Here is a 5,175-nt window from a genome sequence, read left to right as displayed (position 1 = left end):
GAGGCGCCTGGGCCGAAGGATTGATCGGCAGAGTGCGTTAGAGAGTGCGTTAGAGAGTGCGTTAGAGAGTGCGTTAGAGGGCCTGGTAGAGAATGCAGTAGCCGGTCGACACCGGCAGTCCCGAAGCCATCTTCCCGAATGGCGCCAAAGACTATGGCCAACACAGCACCGGGCACGGCCGGATCCGCATCGGCCAATTGCCGGGCCAAACCGAGCAGGTCCCGGTCATGGGCGGATAGCCGCCCACCGGGAAGATCAGGCACCACCGCAATCAGAAAAGCCGGGGTCTCGATCTCAACGGTTGTGCGCCGATCGGCCGCCACTGCCTGGCGTTCAGTTCGCAAGTTCAGACTCGTATCTGTCTGAGCGCCGCTGCGGTCGATCCGCTTGATGTCGTTGGGGCCAATAAACCCCACCCGATGCGGGTTACGGCGCGGAAGAGGATCTGTGCCGTTATGCATCAGCGAGTACCTCCCCAGCTGGCACTGGCTGACCCGCCTTGTCTTTCCGGCCGGATTGATCTTTCTGCGCCGATGGCACCAGGCAGTCGGCCACGAGTTCAGCAATGTCACGAACCTCCGGCCCCGGTTCGACCACGCCCTCCAGCATGGCGGTGCATTGCGGACAACCCACTGCTACCACACTTACGCCGGTTTCACGGATGTCATCCATGCGCATGTCGGGGATCCGGCGTTTACCGGGAACGTCGATGGTTGCCGCACCCCCGCCGCCGCCGCAGCAGCGTGAGCGAGAGCCGCTGCGATGCATTTCCACCAGTTCCATGCCGAGCGCCTTGAGCACGTTGCGCGGCGCCTCGTACTCACCGTTGTAGCGCCCCAGGTAGCAGGGATCGTGATAGGTGACCTTGTCGCCTTTCCACGGGGAAATCGCCAGGTATCCTTTGGCGAGCAGCTCGGCTAAATAGCCGCTGTGATGATAAACCTGATAGCGGCCGCCCAATTCGGGATACTCGTTCTTGAGTACATGGAAGCTGTGGGGATCGCAGGTGAGGATACAGCCAAAGCCATACTGTGACAGTGTTGCTATGTTACGCCTCGCAAGGCTCTGAAAAGTTGCTTCGTCGCCAAGGCGGCGAGCGAGATCACCGCTATCGCGCTCGTCATTGCCGAGCACCGCAAAATCGACGTCGGCGGCGCGCAGTATCCTTACCAGCGCACGCAGTGTTCTCTGGTTACGCTGGTCGAAGGCGCCATCGCCTATCCACAGCAGAACCGCCGCGTCACGCACGTCGGCCATTAGCGGCAGGTTGAGATCCGCAGCCCAGTGCATGCGCGAATCGGGGGCGAAGCCGTTGGGATTGTCGGTCGCAATCAGGTTTTCGATAACCTCGACACCCCGTCTGGGTGTGGCGCCCAATTCCAGGGTAATGTGGCGGCGCATGTCGACGATGGCGTCGACATGCTCGATCATCATCGGACATTCCTCGACACAGGCCCTGCAGGTGGTGCAGGACCACAGGGTCTCGGCGTTGATCAACGCCTTGCCTGCTCTTGCGATGATGGGCTCATCGAGTGCGCCATGGTGCTCGCCCACTGGCTCGCCGGGGTGCGGAGACCCGTGATAGCCGGCATCACTGCCCCCGGCCAGCCCGACCACCATGTCTTGTATCAGTTTTTTCGGGTTAAGGGGCTGACCCGCCGCAAACGCCGGGCAGACCGCTTCGCAACGCCCGCATTGCACGCAGGCATCGAACCCCAGTAGCTGGTTCCAGGTGAAATCCGCCGGTTTCCCTGCGCCCAGCGGCGCCTGCGGGTCGGCGAGATCCAGCGCTTTCAGGCCGGTGGAACGACCGCCTCCGAAGCGTTCCGGCCGGCGATGGAAAGCCAGATGCAGCACACCGGCGAAGGCGTGTTTCATCGGCCCACCCCAGGTCATACCTAAAAACATTTCGGCCAGGCCCCAGGCCACCACAGCCGCGAGAAGCACGGCCAGTACCCAGCCGCCGATGGCAGCGGGCACCACACCCGCTGCAGGCAGAGTAACAACGAAAACCCCCAGCGAGAACGCAACCAGGCTTTTGGGCAGACGCATCCAGGGCCCTTTCGAGAGCCGAGCGGGCGGATTACGTCGGCGCAAGGCCACGAACAGGCTGCCAACAAACATGCATAGCGTGGCCGCCAGCAAGGGCCACGTCAGCCAGGCGCTGCTCAGGCCCAGGCCGTGCACCGCAATCGCGATCGGCGCCGCGAGGGCAAATCCCCCGGCCGTCGCCACGTGGGTGCGGGAAATGTACTTGTCGCGCTCCACCACGTGGTGCAGGTCAACAAGATAGCGCCGGGGCACCGCCGCCAGCCCACTGAAAAAGCCAACGTCCGAGGGACGCCCCTGTCGCCACAGGATAACCCGACGAGCCGCCCCGATGATCGCCAGCACCAGTGCCGTAAACATCAGCATGGGTAGGATAATTTCGAGCATGATGGTTCTCCTGTGACTTACTTGAACGGCTGCCCGACAACTGCGTCAGAAGTCCTTGCACAATCTGAGCGAATCATAAATGGCGGCGTGGATGTTGCGTGGCGCGTTGCAATCACCCAGGCGGAACAGCAGAAAATCGCTGCCGTTGCCACTCAGCGTACTCAGGCATGGCTGTGGCCTGATTTCAAACAGCGCCTCAAGGTCGATCTGGCCCTTGTTCAGCGAGCGCGGCTTGAGCGCGTAGTAAAGCGCTTCATCGGGTCGTACGCCGTTTTCAACCACCACCTGATCGACTACCCGCTCTTCCTGAACGCCGGTATAGTCGTTTTCGAGTACCGCCACCAGCTTGTCACCTTCGCGATAGACCTTCTGCAGCGCCAGGTCAGAGGTCATGATCACCTCCTTGGCGTACAGGCTACGGTAGAGGGTTGGGAAGCTGGTGCCGCCAACAGCAGCGCCGGGCTTGATGTCGTCGGTCACGATCTCGACCTGGGCGCCTTTCTCAGAGAGAAAATCGGCCGCTGATACGCCGGGGAATTCGCAGATTGTGTCGTACACCAGCACGTTCTTGCCGGGCGCGACGACACCGTTGAGGATGTCCCAGGTACTAACGACGAGGCCTTCTTCGGCACCCCACTCGGGCACCTGCGACAGGAAAGGCATGCCGCCAGTGGCGACGATCACGATGTCTGGACGCATCTCAAGCACGCCTTCGTCGGCTCGTACGCCGAGACATACTTCAACGTTGAGACGGGCCAGTTCGAGCTGAAACCAGCGGGTGATACCGGCGATCTGATCGCGCTGCGGCGCCCTGGAAGCGATGGTGATCTGGCCGCCAAGTGCAGGGCTCGCCTCGTACAGCGTCACAGCATGACCACGCTCGGCAGCCACCCTCGCCGCCTCCATGCCAGCAGGACCGCCACCCACCACCACTACCTTGCGCCGGGAACCCGTACTCTTTGCTATGATATGTGGCAGGCCCTTGTATTCACGGGAGGTTGCCGCATTCTGGATGCACAGCACATCCAGCCCCTGGTACTGCCGATCGATACAGTAGTTGGCGCCCACGCACTGCTTGATCTGGTCTATCTGCCCCAGTTTGATTTTATTGACGATATGCGGGTCGGCAATCTGCGCCCGCGTCATCCCCACCAGATCAACGTAGCCGGCCTCCAGTATGCGCTGCGCCTGATTCGGGTCCTTGATGTTCTGGGCATGGATCACTGGCACACTGACGACTGCTTTAATGCCCGCCGCCAGATGCAGAAACGGCTCGGGCGGGTAGGACATATTCGGAATCACGTTCGCCAGAGAGTTATGGGTGTCGCAACCAGAGCCGACCACGCCGAAGTAGTCGACCATGCCAGTCGCGTCGTAGTAGGCCGCGATCTGTTTCATGTCGTCATGATTGAGGCCATCGGGATGGAACTCGTCGCCGCTGATGCGCAGGCCGACGGCGAAATCATCACCGACTTCGGCGCGAACCGCCTTCAGAACCTCAAGACCAAAACGCATGCGGTCTTCGAAGGTCTTACCCCACTGGTCGGTGCGTTTGTTGACACGCGGGCTCCAGAACTGATCGATCAGGTGCTGGTGCACGGCCGATAGTTCAACGCCGTCCAGGCCGCCAGCCTTCGCCCGTCGCGCCGCCTGAACGAAATCACCAATGATGCGCCAGATCTCTTCTTCTTCGATGGTCTTGCAGGTCGCGCGATGGACCGGTTCACGTATACCCGATGGCGACACGAGCGAGGGCCAGTCGAAGCCATCCCAGCGGGACCTGCGGCCCATATGGGTAATTTGGATCATGATCTTGCCGCCATGCTTATGCACGGCGTCGGCCAGATTCTGGAAGTGGGGGATGATGCGATCGGTGGCCAGACTTACCGAACTCCACCAGTTATGGGGGCTGTCGATGGACACGACCGACGAGCCCCCACAAATGCACAGACCGCAGCCGCCTTTGGCCTTCTCTTCGTAATAGCGCACGTAGCGCTCGGTGGTCATGCCGCCATCGGTTGCATAGACCTCGGCGTGGGCGGTGCTGACCACGCGGTTGGGGATGGTCTGGGTGCCAATCTGGATAGGTTTGAACAACGCCTCGAAAGCCATGGGGAAGTCCTTAACTCAGGGGCTGAACGATGAATATGCCGTGGTCACAGCCAGGCTCCGCTGCGCTCTGGATCTGTTCAGCGCGGGTCCGCAACGAATGCCCCCGAGCTTCCTGAATCTGGTCCATGGCGCCGGCAAACCAGCCGGTGAACATATAGTCGACCTTGCGATCGACTTTTCCATAGACATAAACAAAGGCACTGTGGTCCAGGCGGACGCGTGCGACCCCCTGCTCGAGATCGAGCTTTTCAATGGTGAACAGGCCCCAGCCACGCTGCGAGAGGCGCAGCATGTAATGCTCAAACACGGCTGCACCTTCCAGGCCGTGCAATTCGGCCTCTTTTTCGCACCAGTGCCATGCCGATTTGTAACCAGCGTCGTAGAGAATTTCGGCATAACGCACGGCGCCTATTTCCTGCTCGATCGCCCTGTGATTATTGACAAAAAAGTGGCGCGGAACGTAAAGCATAGGCAGCGCATCGGTTGTCCAGACGCCGGTTTCCTTATCAACCTCGATAGGCAGTTCTGGCGCCATTGTCGTGCTGGTCGTGACAGTTGTGATAGTCGGCGTGGTCGGCGTGGTCGGCATAATAGTCGCTACCTATAACTCGCGGCATGGAGCGGCTC

Annotated in this window: 3 protein-coding genes and 1 pseudogene; all 4 read right to left on the bottom strand. The window is 60.8% G+C overall.

The window, feature by feature from the left end; genetic code table 11:
• Positions 1-461, bottom strand: a pseudogene (locus ACESMD_RS01035) (electron transfer flavoprotein subunit alpha/FixB family protein); the annotation flags it as partial.
• Positions 454-2,436 (bottom strand): (Fe-S)-binding protein, encoded by a 1,983-nt coding sequence (locus ACESMD_RS01030; RefSeq protein ID WP_372609483.1) that lies wholly within the window; start codon positions 2,434-2,436, stop codon positions 454-456. The gene ACESMD_RS01030 and the pseudogene ACESMD_RS01035, both read right to left, overlap by 8 nt.
• A 45-nt stretch (positions 2,437-2,481) precedes the next feature.
• A complete protein-coding gene (locus ACESMD_RS01025; protein ID WP_372609481.1) occupies positions 2,482-4,548 on the bottom strand; it encodes an FAD-dependent oxidoreductase in 2,067 nt (688 codons plus the stop codon).
• Between the two features lie 10 nt (positions 4,549-4,558).
• The gene (locus ACESMD_RS01020) at positions 4,559-5,083 is read right to left on the bottom strand and encodes a DUF5943 domain-containing protein (RefSeq protein WP_372609479.1); all 525 of its coding nucleotides are present in this window, start codon (positions 5,081-5,083) and stop codon (positions 4,559-4,561) included.
• Between the last annotated feature and the right edge of the window lie 92 nt (positions 5,084-5,175).

Origin of the sequence: Halomonas sp. (assembly GCF_041689495.1) — a bacterium.
In the GTDB taxonomy this organism is placed as follows: domain Bacteria; phylum Pseudomonadota; class Gammaproteobacteria; order Pseudomonadales; family Halomonadaceae; genus Halomonas.
Note: the sequence above shows the minus strand (reverse complement) of the source record. Positions and strands in the feature narration are given on the sequence as shown.